The organism is Halorubrum gandharaense, from assembly GCF_054654575.1.
In genome coordinates this window covers 1,226,134-1,251,821 of sequence record NZ_BAAIET010000001.1, presented here as the reverse complement: position 1 = coordinate 1,251,821, position 25,688 = coordinate 1,226,134, and the positions used below count along the sequence as shown (strand labels likewise).

The following is a 25,688-nucleotide window of genomic DNA, read 5'->3' as shown; positions in this document are numbered from 1 at the left end:
GTCTTACCTTCCATTGCCACACGTTCACACAAGATGAACCGTCTCCCGGCCACCCTCTCACGACACTCTCTCACACGCACATGACAGCAGGACTCGCCGCACGACTCGACCGCATCTCCACCAACGACCGCTACCTCATCGTCCCGATGGACCACGGGATCACGATGGGCGCCGTCAAAGGGCTCGTCGACATCGAGTCCACCATCGACGGCGTCACCGCCGGCGGCGCCGACGCCGTGCTCACCCAGAAGGGCGTTGCGCCGCGCGTCCACGACAACAAGAACGGCGCGGGCTACATCGTCCACGCCAACGCCTCGACGACGATCGGCCCTGACGAGAACGACAAGCGGATGACGGCGACCGCCGAGGAGGCGATCCGCGCCGGCGCGGACGCCGTCTCGATGCACATCAACGTCGGCTCCGACTACGAGCCGAAGCAGATCGAGGACCTCGCGCAGCTCTCCGAGGAGGCCTCCCGGTTCGGCCTCCCCGTGCTCGCGATGGCGTACGCCCGCGGGCCGGGCGTCGACTCGGCAGATCCCGAGTCGCTGGGCCACGCCGTCCGGCTCGCCGAGGAGCTCGGCGCCGACGTGGTGAAGACGGGCTACTCCGGTGACGGCGACTCCTTCGAGCGCGTCACGGAGTCGACCCGGCTCCCGGTCGTCATCGCCGGCGGCTCGAAGGGCACCGACCGCGAGACCGTGGAGATGGTCCGCGGCGCGATGGACGGCGGCGCCGCCGGTGTCTCGATGGGCCGCTCCATCTTCCAGCACGACCAGCCCGAGGCGATCGCGACCGCGGTGTCGGCGGTCGTCCACGACGACGAGGGCGTCGACGAGGCGCTTGCGGCGGGCGGCTTTCTGGACGTATAAGGCGGGTTGAAGGGCTTATAAGGGGCTTATAAACAGGTTTTGGCGTGAGTGAGTCGGAGAACGGCTTTTGAGGCTTGGTCGTCCTCTTATAAGCGGTAAGCGTGATGAACGCGACAGCGGACGCTTCTGTGGCCTCCGTCGCCGCCTTATAAGCGGTTGGTGGTGTGCGAACGCCGGCGAACGCCCGCAAAGCCCAAGTCGGCTCCTGATAAGTGGTTGTCTGCGTGAGCACGACGGCAAACACCTCCAAAGCCCCAGACGGCTCCGGTCGATGCGCTCGCTGCGCGCTCAAAAGGCCTCTCAGCACCGCCCGGCCTTTTGAGTGCTTACGTCGCCCGTCTTCCCGGAGCCTGCTGCCCCTTTGAGTCCCACCCGACCGCCCCGCACCCGCACCTCACGCCTCCCCAACCTCGGCGGAGCGCCCGCCGGCGGACCGCAACGCAGCGCCGGCGGGCGCCCGCCTCCCTCGCGGTCCGCTCGCGCCCGTTGGGCGCTCGCGGGCGCGCCACGGTGCTGGTTGAGTCGTCGTCGCGCCCGTTTCCGTCTCGCTGCGGGTTCCGCAGTTTTCAAGCCCCGGCGACGTGATGCTCCGGTAATGACACGCACGGTCTGGATCAAAGCCGACGGCAGCGTCGGCGATTGGGAGACGCGGAAGCGGCGCATCACGGCCGGCATCGAGGCGGGCGTCGACTGGGTGCTCGTCGACGAGTCGGACGTCGAGCGCGTCCGCGAGCTCGGCGACGTGAACGTGGCGGCGTTCCTCTCGGACGCCGACGTGGTTGACGGCGACGACGAGGCGGCGGCGGCCGACGCCTACTTCGTCGGGAAGGACGGCGAGGGCGACGGCACCATCGACCTCCCGAACGACTTCTCGGGCTCGGCGGACCTCTCGACGCTTCGCCGGCGCGACGACCGCGCGCAGGGCGCGTACGTTCGCGTGCTCGGCACGGAGTACGAGGCGTTCGCGCAGGAGGCTGCGGAGGTGGCCGACTACACCGTCATCGTCGGCGAGGACTGGTCGATCATCCCGCTGGAGAACCTGATCGCCCGCGTGGGCGAGGAGACGCACCTGATCGCGGGGGCGACGACGGCCGCGGAGGCGCAGACGGCCTTCGAGACGCTGGAGATCGGCGCGGACGGCGTCCTCCTCGACACGGACTCGCCGGACGAGATCCGGGGCGCGGTGGAGGCGCGCGACGCCGCCGACCGCGAGCAGCTCGACCTCCAGTACGCCGAGGTGACGAAGGTGGAGCAGACGGGGATGGCCGACCGCGTCTGCATCGACACCGGCTCGCTGATGGACGACGACGAGGGGATGCTCGTGGGCTCGATGTCCCGCGGGCTCTTTTTCGTCCACGCGGAGACGGCGGAGTCGCCGTACGTCGAGTCGCGCCCGTTTCGGGTCAACGCCGGCGCGGTCCACGCGTACGTCCGCAATGCCGAGGGCGGCACCAACTACCTCGCGGAGCTGACCTCGGGCAACGAGGTGCAGATCGTCGACACGCAGGGCCACACCCGCGAGGCGGTCGTCGGGCGCGTGAAGATCGAAAAGCGGCCGATGTTCCGGCTCCAGGCCGAGGTGGAGACCGAGGACGGCGTCGACCAGGTGGAGACGCTGATCCAGAACGCCGAGACGGTGAAGGTGGCGACGAGCGCGGGCAAGAAGGCCGTCACCGACCTGGAGGCCGGCGACGAGGCGCTCGTCTACTACGAGGACGTGGCGCGGCACTTCGGCGAGGCGGTTGAGGAGAGTATCATCGAGAAGTAGCGAGGCGCTTTGCGCCTCGAAAGGCGAGCGGCGTAGCCGCGAGCCGAGTGACGAATGATGCTCGGCACACGCCGAAATCCCGTCCGTGACGGTTGCCTGCCTGTGTTCCACAGGCGAACGACCCCGCCGGCCACCACCGTTTTCCGTTTTCCTCGTCAATTTTCTAATAGTCAATGACATCCGAGAGAGCCCTCTCGCGACGCTCGCTGCTCTCCGCGAGCGCCGTCGTCGGGCTCGGTGCCGTCGGACTCGGCAGTTTCGCGCTCGACGACGACGACAACGACCGACCGGCCTACGAGGTTCAGCAGGGCCTCCTCCGGTTCCCGCTCGACCCCGTCGACCACGCCGACGAGAACGTCCGCGAGTTCTACGGCTACAACGAGGCGAACCGGAACAGCGCGGAGCTCTCCCGCGACATCACGGACCGCAAACACGTGAGCCGGCTGTTCATGTACGACGGCGAGATGCACCCGAGTCTCGTCTTCCTCCACGGCCATCCCGAGGCCGACTGGGGCGGACGGGCCGACATCACCATCGACGGCGTCGACTTCGACAGCGGCGAGTGGGCGGTGCGTGACGACCCGCCGCGCATCGACGAGGACTTCGAGACCGACGACCAACAGCGCGTCCACTGGCGGTGGGGCGCCGACCGCACCGACGGCGGGGCGTTCTGGGGCCGGTTCGAGGAGGACTTCGAGATCACGGTGACCCCGCGGGAGTTCTCCTCGGGCGTCGGCGGCTGGGTGGCACTCTCACAGCCGGAGCCGCACGAGCCCGGCGAGGAGCCGTCCATTCGGCGCTACCAGCTCGACATGGACCGACCCGTCACGATCCGCCCGCGCTCACAGCCGATCCGCGACGTGGACGCCACGGTGATGCCGGGCGAACAGCCCGTCTTCGACCCCTACGCGGAGGAGGGGCGTATCGAGGTCGAGGTGTCGGCGGTCGAGGGTGAGTCAGCCGACCCGGAGGACCTCTCCGAGGAGCTCTACTTCGGGTCGCGCGACGCGCTCGTCGAGGGGAACGGCGCCCAGCCCCAGTCGGTCGAGCGACAGGGCGGACGGTTCCTCGCGGAGTTCTCGGTCCAGGAGGCCGGCTTCACCACGGGCCACGAGCGCGGCTTCCTCGTGGGGAAGACCCGGAATGAGGACCGGATCCTCGGATCCGCCCGCGTGCGTCCCGGTGGCTTCGGCGACGAGGTGGAGACGGAGCCGCGCCGGCTTCCCGCCTCCAATCCGCGAGCCAGCGGCACGCACCTCTCCTTCCGCGTTCACCCGGAGGAGTCGGTCGAGGTGACTGGCTTCTCGGTGGATGCCCGCAACGACCTCGAGGGGCTTGACTCGACGGACCACGGACACACCTTCTCCGTCTACGAGGCAGGACTGGTGTACGACGCCGACGAGCCGCTTCGGCTGGATGGCCGGGAGTACGAGTTCGACGGGAGCGGGACCGTATCGAACTCGTGGGTGCAGCTCGAGCAGTTCCGCTGGAACCGCGGCGTCGAGCTCACCGGCTTCACGAACTCCCGCGAGGAGGCCGACCTCGTCGTCACTTTCGCGCTGTCGGACGGCTCGGAGGCGGCGGTGTACGCCACCGGCCATCCGCGCGACTCCGGCAACGAGTAGCTCGGGAGCCGGGAGCCGCTCGGGGGGTCAGTCACCCTCGTCGACCGTCCCCGTCAGATCCCAGTCGTCGGCGACGACGCGGTCGACGGTGCGGTCGTCGAGCACCTCCTCGGTCTGCCGCATGAACTCCGCGACCGTGTTCGCCATGTAGACGACGGGATTTCCGTACGCGAGCGCGGCATCGAGCACTTCGCTGGCGCGCTCTGGTTTGTCCTCATGGACGACGACGGGCACGTCCGCGCGCCGCTTGAACAGGTCCGTGTGCGTTCCCGTCACGTGGACGCGCTCGACGAGACCGTTCCCGTGGAGCCACTCGGCGTACCGGATGAAGGAGGCGGTGCGGCCCGCACGCTCTCGCCGAAGGTAACACACCGGCTCGACGGTCGGCTCGTCGAGCGCCTCCACGAGGTGTCTTCGGAGGTGTTCGGTGCTCTCCACGTCGTTGAGTCCGGCGGCGTTACAGACCAGTCCGCCGTCCGAAAGCCGCCGCCACGTCCATGCGGTGCGGAGCTCGGAGAGCCGTTCGAGGGCGTAGTCGCGGCCCGCGGGTTCGGCGCCGACCGCAGAGAGGACGGTGTCGACGGCGAACGCGGTACGGGCGCCGAGCACGTCGTACTCGTCGGGCGGGTCGACGTGGGTGAATCCGACCCCTCGCTCGGCCAGCCGGTTTTCGAGGTAGTCGGCGATCGCGGGATTACGGTCGCCACAGACGACGTGACAGTCGTCGGGAACGGTGCGGGCGAACGCCCGGACGAGGTCGGCAAGGTCGTCGCCGAGCGTGCCGAGATGGTCGCGCCGCACGTTGAGCAGGACGACGACCTGCGGGTCCCAGAGCTCGTTGGCCAGCCGCGTGGTGTACTCCCGGATCCCCTGATTCTCCGCGACGATAGCCGTCGCGGGGCCGTGTTCGGCGTACAGTCGCTCGTTCTCGTACAGTCGGGTGACGTGACCGCGCTCGATCGGCGTCTCCTCCTCGTTCCGAAGGATGGCCGGGTGGTCGCCGGTGATCTTCGCGAACGTGTCCACGCCGTCGTCGACGAGCGCGTCGTGAAGCCACCGCACCAGCGTGGACTTCCCGCGAGCACCGGAGACGACGACGCGGTGGTCGGCGGCGTGGACCCGCTGGAAGTGGCTCGGGCCCCTGCCGACGATGCGTGTCACGCCGCGAAGCGAGCGGGCGCCGCGCCGCGCGGCCGACCGGAGCCAGCCGGGGGAGGCCGCCCTGCCTGAGGGGTCGTCACTCATCGCAATCCGCCTCCCGAGAACACGGAAGCGTCGTCGATCGCATCGGCGTCCGGACGACCCCGTTCCAGTCGGAGCAGTTCGCGCCCGGCGAGCGCGAGCGTGACGCCGCCGGTCGCGACGTGGTACCACCGGAACGGGGAGGCGAGCCCGCTGGCGGGTGGCTCCACAATGACGAGGATGGTGCCGTACAGCAGCACGAACAGCCCGGCACTGAGCAGGACGTTCGCGGCTCGCTGGCCCGGTGACGTCCGGTGGAGGTTGTACGCGCCGACGGCCGCGAACAGCCCGACGAAGAAGACGAGCAGCCCCGGCGCCTCCGGCGTCACTAACCCGAGCAGAAACGCCAACCCGGTGCCGATGACGAGCGCGAGCGCCAGCAGGTTCCGACCGTACAGGAGCGTGAACCAGTGGAGCCCCGTCACGGCGACGAACGTCGCCGTCGCCAACACGGCGTACAACAGAAACGCCACGTCCATCCGGGCGGAGAACACCGCCAGCAGCGGGACGAGGATCACGCCCGACAGGGGGACGGCGTACCGGGCACGCACCCACTCGTAGATGACCACGTCGCCGAGGATCAGTCCGGCGACGAGCCACTGTGACATGATCCGCGGGAAGCGACTCCGGGGCGCTTCGAGCCCGAGCCACCCGACAGCGGCAACGTCGTTCGCGAACAGCACGGCCGGGAGTTCGACTGGCACCCGCGGCGTGGCGAGAAGCAGCACCGCGCCGGCGACGACGAGCGTGGCGTAGATCCCGACTGCAATCGCGAGGTCGGTGATGCGACGGTCGGGGTCGAGCCGCATCACGTTGTACGCGGCGATGCCGGGGAAGATGCTTCCGACGATCTCCGCCTCGTGAAACGCCACCGACCACCCGGTGAACAGGTCGAGCATGCCCACGAACGAGATGCTCGTGAGCGCCCCGACGGCGATGGCGATCAGCAGCGGCCGCCGTCCGTGGTGGAGCGTCGCGCTCCGCACCACGTGGAGCGCGCCGTACGCGGCGCCCCATGCGAGCAGGAAGACGATGGGCGTCCACGGCTCCAGGAACGTGTAGACCGCGACGAGCGGGATGACCATCACGCCGCCGACGCGGAGCCCCGTGGCCTGCGACACGAGGGCGATGGCTGTCACGCCAAGGATCATCACGCTGCCTGCGGCGAGCATACCGTCGTGACGACGGCCCCTCCAATAAGCCCTTCAGAATCGTCACCTCCCGGTCACCTTGTCCGCCATCCGCCCACCTCACTGACCGACAGGTTGAATCCCGACGTTCCCCTATCTACAGCCATCGTGGCAGTAACCTTCGACCTGTTCGGCACGCTCGTCGACGTCGACTATCCGACGGACCCAGCGGAGGTCGTCGCCCGGGAGCTGGAGTCGCGCGGCGTCGACGTGCCCGACGACTGGCACGTCGCCTACGGCGAGATGCACGTCGAGGCGCCCGCCGGCGCCGAGGTTCCCCTACCGGCGCACGTGGCTCGCGCCCTCGCTTCCCGTGGCGTCGACGCCCCCGAAAACGTCGCGCGGCACGCGGTCGTCGCCGCCTTCGACCCCAAGGTAACCCTTCGCGAGGGCGCCGCGGAGGCAGTGGCGGCGGCCGGAAAGCGCGGTCCCGTCGGCGTACTCTCCAACTGTGCAGTGCCCGAACTCGCGCCCCGAACGCTGATCCGCGCCGGATTGCGCGGCGAGTTCGACGCCGTCACGACCAGCGTGGCGTGCGGCTGGCGCAAACCCCACGCGAAGGCGTTCGAGGCCGCCGCCGAGGCGCTCGGTGTCGAGCCGTCGGCGCTGACGCACGTGGGCGACGACCCCGAGACGGACGGCGGGATCGTCGAGGTCGGCGGCCGGTTCGTCGACGTGACGGAGACGCCGCTGACGACGTTCGCGGGAGATCTGGAGGCCGAGCCGTGACGTTTGCGGCGGCCGGCGCCGTCGCGCTCGCCGCCGCGCTCGACCGGCTGTTCGCGGAGCCGCCGGCTCGGCTCCACCCCGTGGCGTGGCTCGGATCGGCAGTCGCGTGGTTCGACGACCGGCTTCCCGACACGCCCGCAACCGGCGTCGCGTTCGCGGTGCTGGTTCCCCTTTTTGCGGCGGTCGTTGCTGCTGGAGGTGTCGTCGTCGCCGGCGTGGGCCACCCGGTTTTCCCGGCGGTTGCCGCCGGGCTCGTCCTCTCCGTCGCCATCAGCCACCGGATGCTCGTCGAGACGGCTCGGGAGGTCGCTGCGCTTGCCGACACGAACCTCGACGCCGCCCGCGAGGAGCTGCGTGCGCTGGCCGGTCGCGACGCCGCCGCGCTCTCCGCGGGGCAGGTTCGCTCCGCCGCCGTCGAGAGCGCCGCGGAGAACCTCGCGGACGGGCTGGTGGCGCCGCTTGGGGCGTTCGTCGTGGTCGTCGTGCTGGCGGCTGTGGCGGGGGTTACGGGAACCACGACGCTCGCGCTCGCCGCCGGCGCGGCCGCGTGGGTGAAGGCCGTCAACACGCTCGACTCCATGCTCGGCTACCCGCACCGCGGCGCCGGCGGTCCGCCAGCCCGCCTCGACGACGCCGTGATGTGGTTGCCCGCGCGGGCGTCGGCGCTGCTGCTCGTCGCCGTCTCGACGCCCCGGACGCCCCTGCGAACGCTCCGCCGGGCGCGCACGGCGGCGCGGGTGCCGTCCTCGCCAAACTCCGGCTGGCCGATGGCGACGCTGGCGGCCGTCCTCGGCTGCCGGTTCGAGAAACCGAACACGTACACGCTGTTCGGCGACCGCCCGCTTCCGGACGGGTCGACGGCCGACGAGGGCGTTGATGTCGTCTCCCGAGCCGGCTGGCTCGCCGTGCTGCTATCCGCGCTGTCCGTCCTCGTCGTGGGGGTGAGCGGATCGGCATGAGCCGGCGTCCCGCAAACCCGATGCACGCGCTCCGTGGCGCGGTGACGTTTCTGACGCGGATTCCGGTCCCCGGCGGAGCGCCCGCGGACTTCGACGCCTTCCGGCGCTCGCCGTGGACGCTTCCCGTCGTCGGCGCGCTGATCGGCGGGCTGGCCGGGCTCGCGTTTCTCGCACCCTCGCCGTGGACGGCGGCCGCCGGCTATCTCGTGGTCATCTACCTCGTCGGCGGCGTCACGCACGCCGACGGGCTGGCGGATCTCGGCGACGCCGTCGCCGCCCACGACCCGGAGCGCCGCGTCGAGGTGCTGAAGGACGCCGCGCTCGGCGTGGGTGGCGCACTCGCGCTTGGCCTCACTCTGCTCGTGACGACGCTCGGCGCGCTCGCGCTCGCCACCGGATTCGTGGGCGGCGCGGGGGGCGCGGGCGGGACGGGATCCGTGACGGGAACGACCGCCTTCCGGATCGTGCTCGCCGCGGAGGTAGGGGCGAAACTCGGGATGGCGACGCTTGCCTGTCTCGGCTCGCCCGCCCACGAGGGGCTGGGATCGGCAGTGGCGGGTGACGTAGGACCGCTCTCGCTGGTGCCGGCCGCGCTGGTGTCGGTACCGGTGCTGCTCGCGGCGCCCGCGGGTGCGCTGCCGGCGCTCGTCGCCGCTCTCCTTGCCGGCCCCGCGGTCGCGCTGCTGATTCTGGTCCGCGTCCGCCCGTGGCTCGGCGGCGTCAGCGGCGACGTACTGGGCGCGACCAACGAACTCGGGCGGGCAGTCGCGCTGCATGCGGGGGTGGTGGCGTGGGCCGTGCTGTGAGCGACGGCGGACGGAAGCGACCGCCGACTGACGGCGGGGAGCCCGTTCCGACCCCCGACGCAGTCCTGCTGTGTGGCGGTCGTGGGACGCGGCTCGCGGACGCCGGCGAGGACGCCGAGAAGCCGCTGGTCCGCGTGGGCGGCCGGCCGATGGTCGCCCGCGTGCTCGACGCGCTTTCGGGTAGTCGGGTGAATCGGGTTCACGCGGTCACCGCGCCGGACGCCCCCGAGACGGCCGAGTATCTGCGAACCCGATGGAAGGCGGGCGAGTGGGAGGACCTCGCCGTCGAGCTCGTGTCGGGAACGGGCGAGGGGTACGTCGCCGACCTCGGCAGAGGGCTGGAGGCGGCGTGTGGGGATGCGACCGCAGAGAAACCGCAGCCGGCCGCGCTCACGGTCGTCGCCGACCTCCCGCTGCTCCGGCCGCGGGACATCGACGACGTCCTCTCCGCGTGGCAGGACCGGTCCGAGCCGTCGCTGACGGTCTGTGTCCCCGCCGCGACGAAACGCGCGCTCGGCGTCAGCGTCGACACCGCGTTCACCCACCACGGTGAGTCGGTGGCGCCGTCGGGACTGAACGTCGTGGGGGGGAAAAGTGAGAGCGACGCCGACGCCACGGTCGTGTGGAGTCGCCGATCGCTCGCCGTCAACGTCAACCGACCGGCGGACCTCGACGCCGCGCGCCGGCTCGCGGAACCGGAGGTTTAGGTAGGCTGACGACTTCACGTGTTCGACATGGACCTGAATGCGCTGGACGCCTCGACGCGCGTGCCCCACGGCGGGACGAACGACCCGCACGTCATCGACTTCAGCGCGAACACGAACCCGGAGTCGCCGTCGGGCGTCGCGCAGGTGTACGACGCCGCGCTCCCGGCCTCGCGGCGGTATCCGGCGGACGACTACGGGGAGTTTCGCGGAGCGGCGGCCGACTACGTCGGCTGTGACCCCCGGCAGGTGATCCCCAGCGCCGGATCGCTGGCTGGGATGCGGCTGCTGTTCTCGGTCGTGCTCTCCGCCGACGACTCCGTGCTGGTGCCGTCGCCCTCCTTCGGTGAGTACGCCCACGAGGCGCGGCTGCAGGGCGCGACCGTGGAGCGCGTCCCACACGACGCGATTCTCGACGCCGACCCGTCCGAGCACGCGCTCGTCGTCGTCTGCACGCCCAACAACCCGACGGGCGAGGCCGCGGAGACGGGCGACCTCCGGGCGCTCGCCGAGCGCTGCCGGGCGGCGGGGACGACGCTGCTCGTCGACGAGGCGTTCCTCGACTACGCCGACCGGTGCTCGATGGCGGGCGAACCGGGCGTCGTCGTCGCGCGGTCGCTCACCAAGGTGTTCGGGCTGCCCGGGCTCCGGGCCGGCTTTCTCGTGGCGACCGGCACTCTGCGCGACCGGCTCGACACGGCACGGGTGTCGTGGGGGCTCTCGACGCCCGCGGCGGCGGTCGGCGTTCACTGCATGCGCGACCGGGCGTTCGTCGAGGAGACCCGCGAGCAGGTCGCGGCGGAGCGCAAGCGGATGCGTGACCGTCTCGCGGAGCGCTTCACGGTGTTCCCCTCCGACGCCCCCTTCCTGCTGCTCGACGTGGGCGACGCGGATCCGGACGTGGTCCTCGACGAAGCCCGCAGCGAGGGGCTCGTCCTGCGAGATGCCCGCACGTTCGACCGGCTGGACAACCACCTTCGGACCGCGGTGCGCCGCCCCGCCGAGAACGACCGGCTGCTGGCGGCGCTCGGCGTATGAGCCGGGAGTCGTCGCCGGCGTCCCCGGAGTCGTCTCCGGTGTTCGACGTGACGCTCGCCGACGGCGTCTGTCGGCTTTCGCGTCCGGACACCCGATTCTGCTCCACGGGGTTCGACGGCGGGACGCGAGTCGCGGACGCCGCGTTCAACATCACGGTCCCGGAGGAGTGGGACGACGAGGGCGACCGCGACCTCGCCGCCTACGTCGCGGACCGGGTGGACCGAGCCGGCTTCGAGCCGGCCTCGGACGCCCCCGCGCTCCTCACCGGCGTCGACCAGACGCACGCCCGCCGCGCCCGGCTGGGACCGGTCGAGGTCGTCGCCACCGCGGGCGTCTCGAACCCGGCCGCCCTGCCGGTCGAGACCGACGGCGCACCCGCACTCGCCGGCGCGGACACGGCGACCGCTGCCGCGCCGACGGAGGAGGATGCGGACGCCCCCTCGCACGAGGACGCTCACCCCTCACCGGGCACGGTGAACCTGCTCGTCGGGACCACGCGGGCGTGCTCGCCCGGCGCGCTCGCCAACCTCGTGGCGGTCGCCGCGGAGGCGAAGGCGGCGACGCTGCTCGCGCTCGCGGGCGTGCCGGGGACCACGAGCGACGCGGTCGTCGTCGGCTGTGACCCCGACGGCGAGCCCGCCGCATTCTCCGGCTCGGCGACCGCGGTCGGGGCAGCGACGCGAGCCTGCGTGCGGGACGCGGTCGCCGCGTCGCTGGCCTCGCGGTACGGCCCGGAGACGGACGCCGCGCTCCCCGATACCGTGAGTGACGCGACGTACGGCGTCGTCACCGACGAACGGGCACGGGTGGGGCGGGTGGACGAGAAGACTTCTTGGTGAGTCCCGGTGATCCTCACGGCGATCGAGACGGCCCACACGGTGACGCCGAGCAGCCGCAACGGGCTTGGCGTGGAGGGGGAGGGGATCGGTGAGGGGGCCATCGCCGCCCCGTCGACGGTCGTCAACGGGGTCCTCGACGACCTCTCCAGGTTCGGCGTCGACCAGCTCGACATGCCGCTCATCGAGAAGCGCGCGCTCACCGAGACGCGTGTGTGGCGGGCGATTCGGGCGTTATGGGAGCAAGAGGGGCCGGTCGCTCACCGTCCGAACCGCCGTTGTCGGTTCTGAAAATCCAGAACGGCCCGCAGGAAATCGCGTTTGCGGAAGTCCCGCCAGTTCACGTCGGTGAAGTAGAGCTCCGAGTACACCGACTGCCAGATGGCGAAATCGGAGAGGCGCTCCGCCCCCGTTTTGATCAGCATGTCCGGTTCGTCCGGAAAGACGAGTCGGTCGGATATCGTCTCCTCGTCGATCTCGTCCGGATCGAGGCTGCCGGCGACCGCCTCGTCGGCGATGCTCGCGACGGCGGTCGCGAACTCGCGTTTGCCGCCGAGCCCGATCGCGATCCGGATCGGTGCGTCACTGTGGCTGGTGTCGTCGGGGCCGTGTACTGAAACCGGATGTGGCGTCTCAAGCGTCCGAAGCTCGCTTTTTAGGGTTGGAACGACTGCCTCATCAAGAACGGCGACGGACACCGTGATCCGTTCGGCGCCGTATTCGACCGCCCATTCGAGACAGGCTTCGAGTCGTCCGTACGCACCCTGTTCCAGCAAGTCCCGCTCGGTGAGCAATAGCGCAACGTGTCGTGGAGGGTCCTCGTCGTGGCGTCGGTGGCGAGCCGCGAGGTACACGTCGTACAGTCCCACTACCCGCATATTCGTCCTCGCAGGAATAAACCACTCGTGTCTCGACCGACCGGCCGACTGGACGTCGGACGACGGACCTTAGTCCGGCGTCGCGCCTTGCCGGAGCGAGTTTTGACGCCCATCTTTTTAGAAGGTGTCGCACGACCGTTCGGGTATGGCCCCCGCGATCACGCATTTTCTCGTCGGTGCGGCGCTGGTCCTTCTGTCGGCGGTGCCGCTCGTATTGCGCTACGAGATCGACCGTGAGCACGCAATCTGGCTCATCCCCGTTGGAGGCGTCTGGGGGCTTGCGCCCGACATCCACCACATTGCACCCGTGTTTGCGGACACGCTGTATGCGTTCCACAACACGCCGTGGGCTGACCTGTTCGGGTTGCACTACACGCTTGACCGGCCTGCGATACGAGCACGCTACTACGAGAGCGTGTTCGGATCAATCGTCTTCTTTGTTGTCGGCGTCGGCGTCTTCTGGACGGCTGGTCGCGTCCGGCGGGCGAGTCTCGTCGCCCGCCGGCCGCTTGAGCGAGCGTTCGTCGTGTGGAGTGCGACGATGATCGCCACCCCGCTCGCCACGATCGCCCTCGGCGTCGCCGTCAGCGTTCAGGACGCCTTCCCGACGGTGGCCCGGTTGGTGGGCTCCTCAAGCGTCCTTGCCGGTGGGCTAGTCGTCGTGTTTGCCGGTCTCGTTTTGGGAGTCGTCCTGGCCGGCGTGCTCGAACTCGCTCTGTCTGCAACGGTGGTTTCGGACCCGCTGTCGGCGGGCGTGGTCGCCGCCACGGCCTGTATCGGCATCTGGATGCTCGCTGTTCCGGCCGTGATACCCGTGCTTCTGGGTGCTGCAGTCCCACAGTTTCACGCCGGGAGCCTCGCCGCTTTCGTGGTGTACGGCACCGTCTTCGGCGTGTGCTTCGGGCTGGTACGGGGCGCGTTCTTGCCCAGTGAGGCGACGCCGCTGTCGCTGCTGGCGTTCGACTGACTGGGCCCGCGGGAGCGGAACCCCCGGAATTCTTATATCGGTCTGCCAATCAGTTCAGGTATGCAAGCAGTCGTGCTCGCCGCAGGGAAAGGGACACGTCTTCGCCCGCTCACCGAAGACAAGCCGAAAGGCATGGTTGAAGTAAACGACACGCCACTCATCACCCACTGTTTCGACCAGCTCATCGAACTGGGCGCCGACGAGCTCATCGTGGTCGTCGGCTACATGAAGGAGGTTATCATCGACCACTACGGCGACGAGTACGAGGGAATCCCCATCACGTACACCCACCAGCGCGAACAGAACGGGCTGGCTCATGCGCTGTTGACGGTCGAGGAGCACGTCGACGACGACTTCATGCTGATTCTCGGCGACAACATCTTCGAGGCGAACCTCAAGGATGTCGTCCGCCGACAGCAGGAGGACCGTGCGGATGCTGCCTTCCTCGTCGAGGAGGTGCCGTGGGAGGACGCCTCCCGCTACGGCGTCTGTGACACGAACCAGTACGGCGAGATCACTGACGTGGTTGAGAAGCCGGACGACCCGCCGAGCAATCTCGTGATGACCGGCTTCTACACGTTTACGCCGGCGATCTTCCACGCCTGTCACCTCGTGCAGCCCTCCGACCGAGGCGAGTACGAGATCTCCGATGCGATCGACCTGCTCATCCAATCCGGACGGACGATCGACGCGATCGGACTGGATGGGTGGCGCATCGACGTTGGTTATCCCGAGGACCGCGAGGAAGCCGAGCAGCGTCTCTCAGGAGAGCAGCCGGCGCCCGCCGACGACTAGGCGTCTCCTGGCTCCCGCTTGTCGAGGCTTGCGGTGCGTGACTGCAGATCGCAGCGTCCATCGTCGACGCGATGGACTTGGCGGGACTCGTCGACCAACTGGTCGATGTGTTGGTTTGAGATCGTTTTCGGGATCACCACGCCTCACGCAGCACGGCCTCGATGCGCTCGGCGGAGCCGTCGAGCCCCGCTGGGGCGCGCTCCATCGGCGGATCATCGGCGATGAACGCGGCGATGTCGGGGATGTCGTCCGCGTCCGCTTCGGGGAGGTCGCGGGCGCGGCGCGGCACGTCGAGCGCGTCGCGCACGTCTCGAACTGCGGCGACCACGTCGGCGGCGACCGCCTCGTCGTCACGGCCGGCGTGGTCGACGCCCAGCCCCTCGGCGAGCGCGGTTCGGGCGGCGTCCACCTCCTCGAAGAGGTACGCCAGCACGTGGGGGACGACGACCGCGTGCACGTCACCCTGCTGGACGTCGTACCGGCGGGCGAAGCCGTGGCCGAACGCGTGGACCACGCTCACCTTCCGGTCGAGTTGGACGAGGGCGATGCCGGCGACCGCGCGTTCCATCGCCTCGGGCGTGGCCTCGGTGTCGTCTCCGTCGCCGTCGCCGCCGTCGCCACCGTCCCCGGCCACCTTCGGGAGCGCGTCGGCGAGGAACCGGAGACCGTGGATCGCGGGCGCATCGCTGGCGGGGTTGGCGTCGGCCGCGTACGGGGTTTCGATCCCCTTGTTGAAGCCGTTCATCGCGGAGCCGGCGAGCACGCTCGTCGGCGTCGTCTCGAACAGCGCGGGGTCGAGCACGTCGAAGACGGGCCACGCCGAGCCGCTCACGGTGACCGGCTGGCCGGTCGGCGAGTCGTCGGCCGCGAACAGCTCCAACGAGCCCCCGGTTGACACGTCGGCGCCGGCGAACGTGGTTGGGATGACGACCGTCGCGAGGTCGGGCTCGGCCGAGAGGCCGGCGACGGAACCGGACTCGGTCGCCTCCTTGCGGAGGGCCGCGACGCTTCGGTCGTCCGCCGCGAGCAGCGGGGCTTGTCGAGCCACGTCGAGGCTGCTGCCGCCGCCGACGCCCACCAGCACGTCCGCGTCGACCTCTCGGGCCGCTTCGAGCGCGGCGGTCGCCTCCTCGATCCGCTTGCCGGGCGTCGTCCCGTCGAAGGTGCCGGCGTGGTGGTCGCCGAGCCCCTCGCGGATCGGGTCCATCAGGTCGTCGTTCGCGCCAACGTTGGCACCGCAGACGACGAGCGCGCGGTCGAGCCCCTCGGCGGCGAGGCGGTCGCCGAGGTCGGCGACCCGTCCCCGGCCGAACAGCAGCTCACAGTCCCGGTGCTCGTGGTCGAAGGTGTCCGCGAAGTCGATCATCGTGTGTGACGTTCACACGAACGGGCTTGGACCCACCGGTCCCGGCAGGCGTGCCGGCTGTTCATCGGGGGGCTGCTCGATAGCGACGGTCACGTGTCCGTGGTGCCGTCCGAATCGGTCAGCTCGACGTCGTGGAACTCGAAGCGTGCACCGCCGGACTCGCTTTCGGTGAGACGCACCTCCCAGCCGTGCGCCTTCGCGATCTCCTCGACGATCGAGAGCCCGAATCCGGTCCCCTCGTCGGTGGTGGTGTAGCCCGACTCGAACACGTTTGGCCGGTCCTCCTCGGGGATCCCCGGCCCGTCGTCGGCGACAAAAAAGCCCCCGGGATGGTCACCGATGGTGATCGTCACGCCGGCGTCCGCGTGCTCTATCGCGTTACGGAACAGGTTGTCGAGCAGCTGCCGGAGCCGCGCCCTGTCGGCGCGGAGGTGTCGCGTCGTCTCGATGCGGAGCGTGGCGTCTCCGGCCGGGAACGCCTCCCACGTGTCGGCCACCAGACTCGCTAGGTCGACATGCTCGCAGTCGTCGATCTCGCGACCCTCTCGTGCCAACATGAGGATGTTCTCGATGAGTTCTCCCATGCGTGCATGTGCCTGACGCACGGCCGCGACGTGCTCGGTTGCCGCTTCGTCCTCGATGAAGTCCAGATGCCCCATCGCCACGTTCAGGGGGGTTCGGAGGTCGTGGCTGACGACTTCCGCAAACTCCTCAAGCTGTGCGTTTTTTCGCTCCAATTTAGCCGCTGCCCGTTTCTGTGCCGTGATGTCAACGTACGCAACGAGCGCCTCAACTCCTGTGGTGCCCGCCAGCGGTGTCGCGTGCAAAAGAAACGTGCGGGACTCCCCGTCCTCCGTCTGGCGGACGACTTCCTCCCGGACTGTCTCGCCTCGACGGACGCGGTCGTTGATCCGCTCGGCGTTCGATGCGTCCGCTTCGTTGACCAATCGGTCGTCGATTGACCCTCCGTCGACCCCATCGCTCCCGGTGCCGAACATCTCGACGAACGCGCCGTTCGGCATCGCGACTTCCGGCTCGCCGCCGTCAAAGGTGACCAGTGCGATCGGCACAGGCACGGCCTCAAACAGCGTTTCGATCCGATTCCGCTGGAGTTCGAGTTCCTGTTGGGCCTCTCGAAGATCGGTCACGTCCTCGTTGACGGCCACGAAGCGAACGATATCGCCGTCCGCGTTCTCGACGGGTGAGATGGTCTGTTTTGCAATGTACGTCTCGCCGTCCTTCCGGCGGTTGAGTATCTCCCCGCTCCACACGTCGCCGTTGAGGATCGTGTCCCACAGTTCCTCGTAGAAGCGGTCGTCGTGATACCCGGACTGGAGAATGTTCGCGTTGTTTCCCACTGCCTCGGCCTCGGTGTATCCCGTCTGGGATTCAAACGCCTCGTTGACGTACTGAATGGATCCGGTCCGGTCGGTCCAGTAGATCGCGTGTCCCGCCTGTTCGACTGCGCTTTGAAATGCCCGGAGGTCAGTTTGAGTCCTCTCACCCGATGCCTCTTCGGGACTCATTGGACGAAATAACTGCTGTGTGGGAGTGAAACTTTCGATCGCAGACGTTTGTGACGCTCTCACCATGTCGGTCGGTGAGGTATTGCTGAGACGGTGCGCTAAGCCCCCTTTCTCAACGAGCGAGTAGGGGGAGGATACAGCGCCGCGCGGCTTTCGAGCCCGACCATCGCCGAACCACGAACCGTTTTGTCCCCGCCGCCCCGACGCCATGGCGTGTCCGCATACGAGGAGCAGCCGGATGGCCGTCGCAGCTGGCTCGTCGCCGTCGTCGGCGCGGTGGCGATGGTGTTCACCTTCGGGACGCCGCTGTCGTACGGCATCCTCCAGGGCCCCTTCGCGGAGACGTACGGCGTCTCGTCGGTGGCGATGTCGGGCGTCTTCTCGGGGATGCTGTTCACCTTCTTCATCGGCTCCGGGATCCTCGGGGTGGTCGCCGCGCGGGTTCCCGCACGGGTCGTGCTCGGCTGCTGTGCCGGCGTCACGGCGCTGCTCGCGCCGGCGCCGTACGTCGTCACCTCGCTGGCCGGCCTGGCGCTGGTGTTCGCGCTGCTCGGGCTCGCACTGGGGACGGCGTTCGTTCTCCTCGCCTCCGTCGTCCCGCGGTGGTTCGACCGCCGCCGCGGTGCCGCGACCGGGCTCATCTTCGTCGGCAACGGGCTCGGACTCGCGGTGTTGCCGCCCGTCTGGCAGCGCGCGCTGGCGACCGCCGGCGTTCAGGAGGGGTTCCTGCTGGTGCTCGGGGTGACGGCCGGCGCGTTCGCGCTCGCCGCGGTCGTCTGTCGGCGGCCGGCGTGGGCCGGCCACACCGGTGCGTCCGTCCGCGAGATGCTCGGCTGGGCACGTGGCCTCGCCGGCCGGCGGTCGTTCCAGCTGCTGTTCGTTGGGATGGGGCTGGCGTTCGCGTGGTACCAGCTGCTGGCGGCGTACGCGGTCGACCTGTTCGCGGCCCGCGGCATGACCGCGGCGGCCGCGTCCACGGCGTTCGGGCTGATCGGCGGCGTCAGCATCGTCTCCCGGATCGGCGGCGGCTACGTCGCCGACCGGATCGGCTCCCGGCGGGCGTTTCTCGGCTCGCTCGCGCTCGCCGGCGTCGGCATCGTGTTCCTGTTTGCCGGCGAGTGGGCGCTGCTCGCGGTCGCCGTCGTCCTTGTCGGGCTCGGGCTCGGCGGGTGTGCAACGCTGTACATCCCGCTGTTGATGGGGATCTTCGACCCCGAGAAGGACACCGCCATCGTCGGGATCTTCAACGTCGCCGGCGGGGTCGGCGCGCTCGCGATGCCGCCGCTCGGAACCGCGAGCGTCGCGCTCACCGGGAGCTTCGACGTGGCCGTGGGACTGACGTTCGGCGTGGTGGTGGTGGGGTTCGTCGCCACCGTGCTCGGGACGCGGGTGGCGTGAGCCGTGCAGCGGTGGGCTGTTCCGGGATGGGGGTTTCGGGACCGACGTCACACCGCGTAGCATTGGGGATGTCGGTCGGTAGTCGACGCCGGCTCGCTGCCTCCAGACGTGTTCACCCGACGACCACCCCCCTCCCCATCTACGGGCAAATATGCGCCCGACAAGGTGATTCTCCGCAGCGCTCATACGCGAACGCCACTGGCGGTGCCCTATCCGGTTCGTTCCGTTCGAAACACGCGTTTGTTCCGCCCGCTGGCGGGCGATGGGCGGTCCGGACGACCGGTTGTTCCGGTGAGTGTGACGCGCCGGTCGCGTCGCCGCCGAGCGCGACGGCCACGTGGCGTCGACGCAGTCGCCGACGAGTGGTGTTGGGATCGGCGCGGGTCCGGCGCGATCCGGTTGACGACGACACACCGGAGACGCTTCCAGCGCCACAGGCCGGCACCAAGCGTGTCACACCGGCTCAACCACACAACTCCTTCCGTTTTGGTCCACACGCGGCACGAGCGGGCAGGCGGCGTCGAGCTCGTCGTCGTGATCGGCTATGAGGGTGCTCAAATTGTGGACCGCTTTGGGGACGCGTTTGCAGGGACGCCGATCACCTACGTCCATCAGCGCGAACGACGCGGGCTAGGCCACGCGGTGTTGCAGGCCGAGGCGTACGTTGATGGGGACGTTCTGGTGGTGAAACAGCAGGGTCCATCGTGCCGACAGTTCACACGGCCGCGCGCTCGTCACCAGCCTTCTCGCCGGCGAGCTCGACGTCGAGGTGGATCCGGTCGTAGGGCAGGAACGGCCGCTTCGAGTTGCCCTCTTCAACGACAAACAGCAGACCGTGGTCGGCGAGTAGCGTGACATCGTCGTGGACGGTGTGGTAGTCGCGGTCGAGTTCCTCCGCAAGCGCGGAGATACTCTCCGCTGCACCGTCAATCGCCATCAGCGCACGCAGGAGTTCGATCCGCCGGTCGGTAAGCATCTTCCGCAGGTCCCCGACACTGCCGAACGAGACGACTGCCGGCTGCCGTTCACCGTCGGCGACTGATTCGACGGCGTCGAGCGTCCCCTTCCGTGTCTCGTCGAACGATTCCACGGTGACGCGGAGCACGCTCGGATGGGGGCGGTCTCGGGGGTCGCTGTACTTGTCGGGCCAGCCGTTCTCAGTTGGGTCAGTCATGATCTGTGTCCTCGTTGTGGGTGAGCTGCGCCACTTCTTGAAAGAAGCGCGCGGTGTGTGTGGTGATATTCTGGAAGGCGATCCCGGAGTCCTCGCCAAAGCTGACGTGTCGGTGGTGCCAACCGAGGTCGTCGTCATCGTGCGCGTTGTCGTAGCGCAGTATTTCGCCTTCATCCGGATTGTAATATTGAAACCGATAGAACCACCCGCCGGGGTAATCGTCGTCTTCGATGGCGAACATCTCGACGCGACCACCCGGAACGGCCCGGTTGAGCTCCAGCGGGTGTGTCCGGTTATCTCCCGTACTATGTTCTATGAGGCCATATCTCATAAAGGTGAGGCTCTCTTCTCGATTCGCGCTCGCGGGATGCCGTCGAACGCTGGCCGGTGCACTGTGGATTCACACAGCCGGCGAAACGGTTATCCATCTGTGTGCAGAACTTGCACATAGAATGAGCGCGAGCGACGACCCACGCCGAGTGCATTTCCAGTCCCCGGAGTACCTCGTCGACCGGCTCGACGCGATCGCCGAGCTCTTCGACACGGACCGGACGGACCTTCTCGTCGAGGCCATCCGCGAGTACATCGAGGACACCGCCGACAGCGAGACGTTCCGGGAACTCGTCGCGACGAAGTACTACGACGACCAACTCGAGTTCGAGACGGTCAAGCAGCTGGTCGGTGCCGAAACGGCCCAGCGCCTCCGCCTCCTCAAAGCCGACCTCGAGGGCGAACCGCTCGACCTTGCGGCTCCCGACGACGTCGACGTGTACGATGGCGACGCGACGGCGGTCGACACCGGAGCCGACGACGGTCGATGAGCGGGCCACGGCTGGAAACCGCCGTCGCCGACACCAGCGCCCTCGTCAGTCTCGCGGTCCCCCGTGCGGACGCCGCTTGCGACGCCGCCGCCCCGGACCCGTTGCAGTACCTGCTCACCTCGTGTGACGTGTTCGTCCCGCCGGACGTGGTCGCGGAGCTCCGCGACATCACGCAGTACCAGGACGTTCACGCCGCCGCGGCGAGCAACGTCCTCGCGGCTCGCACCCACTACACGGTCGACGACCCGTACGAGCGTGACGATACCCCGGCGTCGCGGCCGACGTTCGGCCTCGACGACGGCGAAACCGACGGGATCGTCCTCGCGAACGCGCGTTCCGTCGACGGGTTTCTCACCGACGAGTTCGGCGGGACGAACTTCCCACTCATTCACGCGGTGCTTGAGGGCCCACGTCTCGTTCCGACGCCCCGGCTTATCCGTGACTACGCCCGCAACGGACACATGACTCACAAAGCGGCGAGCACATTGATCACGACCATCGGCGTGCATCGGAGCTGGGAGCACAGCCCGTACGTCACACAGTTACTTGAGCGTCTCGACGACTGAGCAGACGGCGACTGGGCTGCCACGCGGACGCGCCGGTCGGTCCGCAGTCCGTGACGGTCGTGGGCGGGGTTGCCGGCGCCCGCCGACGCCCTCGCGTTCCCAGGTGACGACCACTCGGACCGGTGGGTTGAGGTGTCTGCTGCTCCGTGACTCGCGCATGCAAGCGGTGATTCCTGCCGCCGGGAGGGGTTCGCGTCTGGGTGAGTTGACCGCCGACCGGCCGAAGGGTCTCGTGACGGTCGCCGGGCGCCCGCTGCTCGCGTGGGTGTTCGAAACGGTCGTGGAGGCCGCCGCGCGCGACGGCGTGCTCGCCGTCGAGGAGGTGTCCCGGGAGGGGGCGTCCGAGACGGGCGTGATCGTCGTTGAGGACGGGGCGGTGCAGCGGATCGTCGAGAAGCCCGGGACCCGCGGTGACGACCGGGTGTTACGTGCTGCCGGCGGACGTTTTTGAGGCCTGCAAACTGGTGCGACCGTCCGCGGAGGGTGAGATCCAGCTGAGCGAGGCGGGCGGGCTGCTGGCGCGCGCCGGGTTCGCGCTGGCGACCGTTCGTCTCGGGGACCGGGTGAACGTGAACCGGCCCGCGGACGTCGAGCGCGCCGGCGCGTTGGCGGGGGGAGTAGCCGGGGGGTTGCGGGTCCGCTCAGGGTGACGCTCGGCGGCCGCCGTTCTCCGACGGGTGTCCGGGTTCGCAACCGAGAGTGCGGTCGTCCGTCACGCCGGCGTCCGCCCGCGTTGCCGAACTCGCCCCCGGTCTCGAGGCCGCCGGCGACACACCCACCCACCGGTTCCGCTGTTAGCGTCCACCCCCCGGAGCGCTGCGGCCACGGATCCACCCCACCGGTTCCGCTGTTAGCGGAGGGAGCCGTCTACCCGCGAACCCGGCGGAGTGCGCCCGCGAGGAGGAGAGGAGGCTTCCGGCACACGTTGACCCTAGTGGAAGCGGTGGAGTGGGTGGCGGCTCGACTCTCTTCGACCGTTTTCCGCGTCAATCACCCACACCTGCTCAAGCAGCCGTCGTGTGACAGAGACGGGGGTTTCGGCGTGCGGAGGCACCTTCAGGCCTGGACCGGGTACCGTGCGAGACTCGGGTGGGGTTCGGGCTACTCGCCGAGGTACGCCTCGATCCCGTCGTGGATGTCGTACTTCGGATCGTATCCGAGTATCTCGCGTGCATGCGAGATGTCTGCGACGCTCTCGTCGATGTCACCCTCGCGGGGATCAACGTGAACGATCTCGCTATCGGAATTCGTGGCGTCCTTGACCGCCTCCGCGAGCTCGCGGATCGTGATCTGGGTGCCGGTGCCGACGTTGAACGCTTTTCCAGGGGCGTCCTCGGAGGTCGCCGCGAGGAGGTTCGCCTGTACGACGTCGTCCACGTGGACGAAGTCGCGTGTCTGGGTGCCGTCGCCCTCGATCGTGATCGGGTCGCCGGCGAGCGCCTGCTCACGGAAGATGGAGATCACGCCCGAGTAGTCGCCCGCCTGCTGGCGTGGGCCGTACACGTTGAAGTAGCGGAGTGCGACGGCCTCGACGCCGTAGAGGTCGTGATACAGCCGGCAGTAGTGGTCTGCCGAGAGTTTCTCGAGGCCATACGGGGAGTTGGGGTCTTTAGGGTGGGCCTCGTCGATCGGCGTGTACTTTGGCTCGCCGTAGATGGCGGCACTTGAGGAGAACACGACCCGCGTGTCCGTGCCGCGGGCGGCCTCAAGGATCGTGAGGATCGGGTCGAGGTTCGTCTCGTGACTGGAGACGGGGTCCTCGATGGAGCGTGTGACGCTCACCTGGGCGGCTTGGTGGAAGACGAGGTCTGCTTGTTTGACGGTTTGTCTGAGGTGGGCCGTGTTGCGAACGTCGCCCTCAACGAGGGTGGCGCCGGAAGGGAGATTCGACGTGTTGCCGGTCGAGAGGTCGTCGTAGACCGTGACTGTGGCGTCGTCGTGTAGCTGGTCGGCGATGTGGCTGCCGATGAAGCCGGCACCGCCGGTGATGCAGACGGAGTCGTACTCGGTCATCTGGTTTCAGTTTTCCAATTAGCCGTTTAACAGATTCGGTACTCGTGAATCAGGAGTTGACGACCAGCGGCTCGTACCAGTCGCGGTTCTGCTCGTACCGGTCGATGAACTCGCGCACGCCCTCCCGGATGTCGCGCGTGGGCTCATAGTCGATCAGGTCGTTCGCCTTCGAGATGTCCGCGTGGGTGTGTTCGGCGTCGGCCTCCCGTGCCTCCGTGTACTCGATCTCGAGGCTCGGGTCGATCTCGTCGCGCACGACCTCCGCCAGGGTCGTGATGTCGATGTTGTCGGAGGACCCGATGTTGAGCACCTCGCCGTCGGCACTGTCGTCGGTGAGGAGGGTGTGGTTGGCGTCGACGATGTCGTCGATGTAGGTGAAGTCGCGCGTCTGTTTGCCGTCGCCGTAGATCACGGGCGGCTTGCCGCGCATACACCGGGAGACGAAGTTCGAGATCGCCATGTTCGGTCGCATTCGCGGCCCGTAGACGGTGAAGTAGCGGAGAGAGACCGTCGGGAGATCGTACACCTCGTTGTAGACGCGCGCGTAGTGCTCGCCGGCGAGCTTGGAGACGCCGTAGGGGGAGACGGGCTCGTTCGGGTGTTCCTCGTCGTATGGTGATATTCGGGCGTAAACGCTTGAGGAGTAGATAACCAGCCGGTGAGATCCCTCGCGGCCGTCTAATACTGTCGTTCAGCGCCGCCTACACAGTTCTCGATCCAGGACTTGAGGTTGGTATGGCGCATGTCTGAGACGAAACAGGATTGCTGAGTGTACTGATCGGGTGATGTGTGAGGTGTTTAAATAGTGCTGAGCTTCGCAGATATCTGTTGTCTCTTGTGATCATCCCGAATGGGATACCACGTTTTAGACCCGTCGTGAGGCCTCATGTAAGGAATCGCAGTAGGGGTTCGAGATATCTCCAAACTGACTCTGGCAGTCGCTTTGTAATCGGCTCAAGCTCTTCGGGAGTAATAACCCCGAACCGGACTGTCAGGAGGGAGTAGACGACGAATCCTAGCGGTGGGACGACAACGAGTGAGAGAATGGACGACTCTATCATTGCGGCGGCTCCGAAGATGACCACGGCAGCGACTATGGCAACGATTCCGATGCGAGCCAGCCGCAGATCCTGAATCGGATCAAAACCGATCTGACGGGCAGCACGTGTGTGTAACACGACCATGAGTCCGTACCCGATACTGGTTGCGGCGGCAGCACCGACCGCCCCGTAGGGGGGAATAAGCAGGGCGTTCAATACGAGATTAACGATTGCTGCGGCACCGGTCGCGACAATCAAGATGCGTAGATCACCTTTTCCCTGTCCGATAGCAAACATCGGTCGGGCGAGGGCGAACCCTATCACTCCGGGTAGCAACACGAGAAGAGGGAGAACGGACGCCTCGAATTCAGAGCCATAGTACAACGGAAGAAAATCGCCAGCGAGTGCAGCGAGCCCAATGGCCAATAAGAGCACTAACGAGAGATTGTAGCGCGTCGTCCGAGAGGACAGCTCAGTTATTCGTCCCTGGCGGTCTTCAGACCACAGTTCTGACGAGGAGTGTAATAGGACCATCTGTAGTGCGTTTGGGACGAACCAGAGGAACTCCGCGATGACGAGAGCGGCTCGATAGTATCCCGTTGCCTGGTCGCCCGTTATCAGGCGCAGAAAGAGGATATCAACGTGATATAATGACGCGGTCAACAGAATCAACACGATACTGAGACTGTTGAACGACAGCAGCTCCTCTTTCGGGAAGTCGTCCGGAACACGGGTGAAGACAGATCTGACGTCAACCCGTTTAAAAAGGAAGACGTAGGCGATCGCCGCAGAGAGGCCGGTCGCTAGGACGTGCCCGATGAGTACTCCACCCACGTCGTACCCAAGGTAGAGGAGTGAGAGTGCCGAAACACCGAACAGGAACTGTCTCAACACTTTTAGTGGTTCACTCCGATCCTCCAATCCCAGTCCCATCAACCCACCGCGAGCGACGGAGTTCGCTTGTCGGGCGACGATCAGAAGCGCGAGAAGATAGAAGTAGTACTCAAAGTCTGTCCCAAGAAACTTCTCAGCTAGCCCGAGCCACGAGAACACAACGAAGGCCGCAGCAGCGAGCAGTCCAAGTAGGACAGCAACACGTAGATAGAATCCGAACACCTGCCCAATCCACGCCGAGTTCTCCCTATCTTCTGCAATATATTTCCGCATTCCATCAAAAATCCCCGCATTTACGAGGATCATCGCAACGCCAAGTACGGAGAGGAGAAACGCGTAGTCGCCGTATCGCGCACTACCAAGGAACCGGACCAAGAGCGGAGTTATGAGAACTCCGAGAAGGAGCGTACCAACTCTTGAACCCAGAATAGAGATGAAACCGCGGACAATGTTCATTATATACTATTGGTGTGCCTTCGAC

At 67.8% G+C, this 25,688-nt stretch carries 26 protein-coding genes and 1 pseudogene; 17 read left to right on the top strand and 10 right to left on the bottom strand.

Translation table 11 applies throughout. The features are described from left to right. The first annotated feature begins 80 nt into the window (after positions 1–80). The 3 genes from ACYQ07_RS05910 to ACYQ07_RS05900 all read left to right on the top strand — a co-directional run bounded on the left by ACYQ07_RS05910 (position 81) and on the right by ACYQ07_RS05900 (position 4,265). The gene (locus ACYQ07_RS05910) at positions 81–872 is read left to right on the top strand and encodes a 2-amino-3,7-dideoxy-D-threo-hept-6-ulosonate synthase (RefSeq protein WP_459878718.1); all 792 of its coding nucleotides are present in this window, start codon (positions 81–83) and stop codon (positions 870–872) included. 595 nt (positions 873–1,467) lie between these two features. Continuing rightward, positions 1,468–2,640 (top strand): 3-dehydroquinate synthase II, encoded by a 1,173-nt coding sequence (locus tag ACYQ07_RS05905; protein WP_459878715.1) that lies wholly within the window; start codon positions 1,468–1,470, stop codon positions 2,638–2,640. A gap of 173 nt (positions 2,641–2,813) precedes the next feature. Continuing rightward, entirely contained in the window at positions 2,814–4,265 is a 1,452-nt protein-coding gene (locus tag ACYQ07_RS05900) for a hypothetical protein (RefSeq protein ID WP_459878712.1), read from the top strand. Between the two features lie 27 nt (positions 4,266–4,292). Here ACYQ07_RS05900 and ACYQ07_RS05895 read toward each other — a convergent pair whose 3' ends face one another. Further along, positions 4,293–5,510, bottom strand: coding sequence for a capsule biosynthesis protein CapB (locus tag ACYQ07_RS05895; RefSeq protein WP_459878709.1), 1,218 nt, complete (start codon positions 5,508–5,510; stop codon positions 4,293–4,295). Continuing rightward, entirely contained in the window at positions 5,507–6,679 is a 1,173-nt protein-coding gene (locus ACYQ07_RS05890; RefSeq protein WP_459878706.1) for a poly-gamma-glutamate biosynthesis protein PgsC/CapC, read from the bottom strand. The genes ACYQ07_RS05895 and ACYQ07_RS05890 overlap by 4 nt, the downstream gene beginning before the upstream one ends. A gap of 126 nt (positions 6,680–6,805) precedes the next feature. Between ACYQ07_RS05890 and ACYQ07_RS05885 the strand changes: the two genes are divergently transcribed. From ACYQ07_RS05885 to ACYQ07_RS05855, 7 genes are read left to right on the top strand one after another with little or no spacing between them, the layout of a single operon-like run. Continuing rightward, positions 6,806–7,426 (top strand): HAD family hydrolase, encoded by a 621-nt coding sequence (locus ACYQ07_RS05885; RefSeq protein ID WP_459878703.1) that lies wholly within the window; start codon positions 6,806–6,808, stop codon positions 7,424–7,426. Beyond that, the gene (locus ACYQ07_RS05880; protein WP_459878700.1) at positions 7,423–8,385 is read left to right on the top strand and encodes a CobD/CbiB family cobalamin biosynthesis protein; all 963 of its coding nucleotides are present in this window, start codon (positions 7,423–7,425) and stop codon (positions 8,383–8,385) included. The genes ACYQ07_RS05885 and ACYQ07_RS05880 overlap by 4 nt, the downstream gene beginning before the upstream one ends. After that, the gene (locus ACYQ07_RS05875; RefSeq protein WP_459878697.1) at positions 8,382–9,191 is read left to right on the top strand and encodes an adenosylcobinamide-GDP ribazoletransferase; all 810 of its coding nucleotides are present in this window, start codon (positions 8,382–8,384) and stop codon (positions 9,189–9,191) included. Before ACYQ07_RS05880 ends, ACYQ07_RS05875 begins: the two co-directional genes overlap by 4 nt. Continuing rightward, positions 9,188–9,898, top strand: a complete 711-nt coding sequence (locus tag ACYQ07_RS05870; protein ID WP_459878694.1) for an NTP transferase domain-containing protein — start codon at positions 9,188–9,190, stop codon at positions 9,896–9,898. The genes ACYQ07_RS05875 and ACYQ07_RS05870 overlap by 4 nt, the downstream gene beginning before the upstream one ends. Before the next feature lie 27 nt (positions 9,899–9,925). After that, entirely contained in the window at positions 9,926–10,933 is a 1,008-nt protein-coding gene (gene cobD / locus ACYQ07_RS05865; protein ID WP_459878691.1) for a threonine-phosphate decarboxylase CobD, read from the top strand. Positions 10,934–10,971: 38 nt separating this feature from the next. After that, a complete protein-coding gene (locus ACYQ07_RS05860) occupies positions 10,972–11,772 on the top strand; it encodes an adenosylcobinamide amidohydrolase (protein WP_459880241.1) in 801 nt (266 codons plus the stop codon). A gap of 6 nt (positions 11,773–11,778) precedes the next feature. After that, positions 11,779–12,060, top strand: coding sequence for a hypothetical protein (locus ACYQ07_RS05855; protein WP_459878688.1), 282 nt, complete (start codon positions 11,779–11,781; stop codon positions 12,058–12,060). Here the strand turns inward: ACYQ07_RS05855 and ACYQ07_RS05850 are convergent. Beyond that, the gene (locus ACYQ07_RS05850) at positions 12,030–12,638 is read right to left on the bottom strand and encodes an undecaprenyl diphosphate synthase family protein (protein WP_459878685.1); all 609 of its coding nucleotides are present in this window, start codon (positions 12,636–12,638) and stop codon (positions 12,030–12,032) included. The genes ACYQ07_RS05855 and ACYQ07_RS05850 overlap by 31 nt on opposite strands. A 154-nt stretch (positions 12,639–12,792) precedes the next feature. Between ACYQ07_RS05850 and ACYQ07_RS05845 the strand changes: the two genes are divergently transcribed. Next, complete coding sequence (locus ACYQ07_RS05845) at positions 12,793–13,614, top strand: hypothetical protein (RefSeq protein ID WP_459878682.1); 822 nt, start codon at positions 12,793–12,795, stop codon at positions 13,612–13,614. 60 nt (positions 13,615–13,674) lie between these two features. Further along, positions 13,675–14,409 (top strand): UTP--glucose-1-phosphate uridylyltransferase AglF, encoded by a 735-nt coding sequence (gene aglF, locus ACYQ07_RS05840; protein WP_459878679.1) that lies wholly within the window; start codon positions 13,675–13,677, stop codon positions 14,407–14,409. Positions 14,410–14,542: 133 nt separating this feature from the next. Here aglF and ACYQ07_RS05835 read toward each other — a convergent pair whose 3' ends face one another. Both ACYQ07_RS05835 and ACYQ07_RS05830 read right to left on the bottom strand, forming a co-directional pair. Beyond that, the gene (locus ACYQ07_RS05835; RefSeq protein ID WP_459878676.1) at positions 14,543–15,775 is read right to left on the bottom strand and encodes an iron-containing alcohol dehydrogenase family protein; all 1,233 of its coding nucleotides are present in this window, start codon (positions 15,773–15,775) and stop codon (positions 14,543–14,545) included. 89 nt (positions 15,776–15,864) lie between these two features. Further along, positions 15,865–17,301: a PAS domain-containing sensor histidine kinase gene (locus ACYQ07_RS05830; protein ID WP_459878673.1), complete on the bottom strand. Its 1,437-nt coding sequence runs from the start codon at positions 17,299–17,301 to the stop codon at positions 15,865–15,867. 282 nt (positions 17,302–17,583) lie between these two features. Here ACYQ07_RS05830 and ACYQ07_RS05825 point away from each other — a divergent pair, with 282 nt between their 5' ends. Further along, complete coding sequence (locus tag ACYQ07_RS05825) at positions 17,584–18,699, top strand: MFS transporter (RefSeq protein WP_459880238.1); 1,116 nt, start codon at positions 17,584–17,586, stop codon at positions 18,697–18,699. Positions 18,700–19,414: 715 nt separating this feature from the next. Here ACYQ07_RS05825 and ACYQ07_RS05820 read toward each other — a convergent pair. Together ACYQ07_RS05820 and ACYQ07_RS05815 are read right to left on the bottom strand one after the other, a co-directional pair. Continuing rightward, complete coding sequence (locus ACYQ07_RS05820; RefSeq protein ID WP_459878670.1) at positions 19,415–19,873, bottom strand: HVO_A0114 family putative DNA-binding protein; 459 nt, start codon at positions 19,871–19,873, stop codon at positions 19,415–19,417. After that, complete coding sequence (locus ACYQ07_RS05815; RefSeq protein WP_487247238.1) at positions 19,866–20,114, bottom strand: toxin-antitoxin system TumE family protein; 249 nt, start codon at positions 20,112–20,114, stop codon at positions 19,866–19,868. The genes ACYQ07_RS05820 and ACYQ07_RS05815 overlap by 8 nt, the downstream gene beginning before the upstream one ends. Before the next feature lie 211 nt (positions 20,115–20,325). Between ACYQ07_RS05815 and ACYQ07_RS05810 the strand changes: the two genes are divergently transcribed. The 4 genes from ACYQ07_RS05810 to ACYQ07_RS05795 all read left to right on the top strand — a co-directional run bounded on the left by ACYQ07_RS05810 (position 20,326) and on the right by ACYQ07_RS05795 (position 21,910). After that, entirely contained in the window at positions 20,326–20,694 is a 369-nt protein-coding gene (locus tag ACYQ07_RS05810; RefSeq protein ID WP_459878664.1) for a hypothetical protein, read from the top strand. Beyond that, on the top strand, positions 20,691–21,260 hold the full coding sequence (locus ACYQ07_RS05805; protein ID WP_459878661.1) for a hypothetical protein: 570 nt from the start codon (positions 20,691–20,693) through the stop codon (positions 21,258–21,260). The genes ACYQ07_RS05810 and ACYQ07_RS05805 overlap by 4 nt, the downstream gene beginning before the upstream one ends. Before the next feature lie 205 nt (positions 21,261–21,465). Next, complete coding sequence (locus ACYQ07_RS05800; RefSeq protein WP_459878658.1) at positions 21,466–21,711, top strand: hypothetical protein; 246 nt, start codon at positions 21,466–21,468, stop codon at positions 21,709–21,711. Positions 21,712–21,724: 13 nt separating this feature from the next. Beyond that, entirely contained in the window at positions 21,725–21,910 is a 186-nt protein-coding gene (locus ACYQ07_RS05795) for a hypothetical protein (protein ID WP_459878655.1), read from the top strand. A gap of 451 nt (positions 21,911–22,361) precedes the next feature. Here ACYQ07_RS05795 and ACYQ07_RS05790 read toward each other — a convergent pair whose 3' ends face one another. The 3 genes and pseudogenes from ACYQ07_RS05790 to ACYQ07_RS05780 all read right to left on the bottom strand — a co-directional run bounded on the left by ACYQ07_RS05790 (position 22,362) and on the right by ACYQ07_RS05780 (position 25,663). After that, the gene (locus tag ACYQ07_RS05790; RefSeq protein ID WP_459878652.1) at positions 22,362–23,273 is read right to left on the bottom strand and encodes an NAD-dependent epimerase/dehydratase family protein; all 912 of its coding nucleotides are present in this window, start codon (positions 23,271–23,273) and stop codon (positions 22,362–22,364) included. A gap of 49 nt (positions 23,274–23,322) precedes the next feature. Further along, positions 23,323–23,925, bottom strand: a pseudogene (locus tag ACYQ07_RS05785) (GDP-mannose 4,6-dehydratase); the annotation flags it as partial. Positions 23,926–24,157: 232 nt separating this feature from the next. Continuing rightward, positions 24,158–25,663: an oligosaccharide flippase family protein gene (locus ACYQ07_RS05780; RefSeq protein WP_459878649.1), complete on the bottom strand. Its 1,506-nt coding sequence runs from the start codon at positions 25,661–25,663 to the stop codon at positions 24,158–24,160. Between the last annotated feature and the right edge of the window lie 25 nt (positions 25,664–25,688).

Bases quoted from the DNA above. Each gene is read 5' to 3' on its own strand.
- ACYQ07_RS05815 (WP_487247238.1), bottom strand. From the start codon at position 20,114: ATGTTCGCCATCGAAGACGACGATTACCCCGGCGGGTGGTTCTATCGG.
- ACYQ07_RS05910 (WP_459878718.1), top strand. From the start codon at position 81: ATGACAGCAGGACTCGCCGCACGACTCGACCGCATCTCCACCAACGAC.
- ACYQ07_RS05835 (WP_459878676.1), bottom strand. From the start codon at position 15,775: ATGATCGACTTCGCGGACACCTTCGACCACGAGCACCGGGACTGTGAG.
- ACYQ07_RS05830 (WP_459878673.1), bottom strand. From the start codon at position 17,301: ATGAGTCCCGAAGAGGCATCGGGTGAGAGGACTCAAACTGACCTCCGG.
- ACYQ07_RS05820 (WP_459878670.1), bottom strand. From the start codon at position 19,873: ATGACTGACCCAACTGAGAACGGCTGGCCCGACAAGTACAGCGACCCC.
- ACYQ07_RS05790 (WP_459878652.1), bottom strand. From the start codon at position 23,273: ATGACCGAGTACGACTCCGTCTGCATCACCGGCGGTGCCGGCTTCATC.
- ACYQ07_RS05890 (WP_459878706.1), bottom strand. From the start codon at position 6,679: ATGCTCGCCGCAGGCAGCGTGATGATCCTTGGCGTGACAGCCATCGCC.
- ACYQ07_RS05905 (WP_459878715.1), top strand. From the start codon at position 1,468: ATGACACGCACGGTCTGGATCAAAGCCGACGGCAGCGTCGGCGATTGG.
- ACYQ07_RS05780 (WP_459878649.1), bottom strand. From the start codon at position 25,663: ATGAACATTGTCCGCGGTTTCATCTCTATTCTGGGTTCAAGAGTTGGT.
- ACYQ07_RS05845 (WP_459878682.1), top strand. From the start codon at position 12,793: ATGGCCCCCGCGATCACGCATTTTCTCGTCGGTGCGGCGCTGGTCCTT.
- aglF (WP_459878679.1), top strand. From the start codon at position 13,675: ATGCAAGCAGTCGTGCTCGCCGCAGGGAAAGGGACACGTCTTCGCCCG.
- cobD (WP_459878691.1), top strand. From the start codon at position 9,926: ATGGACCTGAATGCGCTGGACGCCTCGACGCGCGTGCCCCACGGCGGG.
- ACYQ07_RS05810 (WP_459878664.1), top strand. From the start codon at position 20,326: ATGAGCGCGAGCGACGACCCACGCCGAGTGCATTTCCAGTCCCCGGAG.
- ACYQ07_RS05900 (WP_459878712.1), top strand. From the start codon at position 2,814: ATGACATCCGAGAGAGCCCTCTCGCGACGCTCGCTGCTCTCCGCGAGC.
- ACYQ07_RS05895 (WP_459878709.1), bottom strand. From the start codon at position 5,510: ATGAGTGACGACCCCTCAGGCAGGGCGGCCTCCCCCGGCTGGCTCCGG.
- ACYQ07_RS05805 (WP_459878661.1), top strand. From the start codon at position 20,691: ATGAGCGGGCCACGGCTGGAAACCGCCGTCGCCGACACCAGCGCCCTC.
- ACYQ07_RS05825 (WP_459880238.1), top strand. From the start codon at position 17,584: ATGGTGTTCACCTTCGGGACGCCGCTGTCGTACGGCATCCTCCAGGGC.
- ACYQ07_RS05875 (WP_459878697.1), top strand. From the start codon at position 8,382: ATGAGCCGGCGTCCCGCAAACCCGATGCACGCGCTCCGTGGCGCGGTG.